General features: G+C 71.0%; 1 protein-coding gene. It reads left to right on the forward strand.

What is annotated here, in order from left to right; genetic code table 11:
- Window positions 1-316: 316 nt before the first annotated feature.
- Window positions 317-1052, forward strand: a 736-nt coding sequence (gene hpnC / locus ACFFNX_RS50955; RefSeq protein ID WP_378213718.1) for a squalene synthase HpnC, incomplete at its 3' end; no start/stop codon positions are given.

Below are 1052 nucleotides of genomic sequence, written 5' to 3' on the forward strand. Positions count from 1 at the left end.
GTGGCGGTCGGCGCTCGGCGCCCTGCCGGAGCTCGTGGACCGCTGCCACGCGGCCGGCCTTCGCGTCGGGGCGCTGCGGGACCACGGCGTGGTCTGACCGGCCGCCCGGCCGCCGCCGGAGACCACCGCGAAACCGGCGCGCGAATCGTTGGGCCGGACTTGGTGTCGCATTTACCATAAGCGTGCCATTCGCATCCGATAATGCGTTGTCTAAATTGGGTAATGTGCAGGGTGCTGAACTGCGTCCGAGTTTATTCGACGGCATGCCGGAGATCATTCCTTCATGCTGTCCAGCGTGCCCACCAGGCGAGACGTCGTGCGCAAGGCTCGGCACGAGAACTTTCCCGTCGCCTCACGTCTGCTGCCGCGCCGTTATCGTGGCCACCTTTTGAACGTTTACCGGTTTGCTCGTTCGGTGGACGACGCCGGGGACGAGACGGCACCCGAGTGGCGGCTTTCGTACCTCGACGCGATCGACGCCGACCTGACCCGCCTCTACGCGGGATCGGCGCCGCGCCTGCCCTTCGTCCGCGCGCTCGCCGGCACGGTGGAGGACTGCGCGATCCCATCGGAGCCGTTCCGCCGGCTCGTGGCGGCGAACCGCCGTGACCAGTCGGTGCGGCGGTACGCCACCTTCGAGGATCTGCTCGGCTACTGCGAGCTGTCCGCCAACCCGGTCGGGCACATCGTGCTGCACGTCTTCGGCCGCGCCGACCCGTCGCGGTTCGCCCTGTCGGACCGCGTCTGCACGGCGCTGCAGATCATCGAGCACTGCCAGGACGTCGCCGAGGACCACGGGCGGGGCCGGGTCTACCTGCCGGCCGAGGACCTGCGCCGCTTCGGTGCCACCGAGGAGGATCTGGTCCGCGTGCCGACGACCGCGCCGTTGCGCCGGGTCCTGGCGCTGCAGACCGGCCGGGCGAAGGCCCTGCTGAACTCCGGGGGACCGCTCGCGGCCTCGCTGACCGGGTTCGCGCGGCTCGCGGTGGCGGGGTACGTCGCCGGCGGGCGCGCCGCCGTCGCGGCCCTCGAACGGGCCGACCACGACGTGG

Origin of the sequence: Actinoallomurus acaciae, assembly GCF_042429965.1 — a bacterium.
GTDB classification, from domain to species: domain Bacteria; phylum Actinomycetota; class Actinomycetes; order Streptosporangiales; family Streptosporangiaceae; genus Actinoallomurus; species Actinoallomurus acaciae.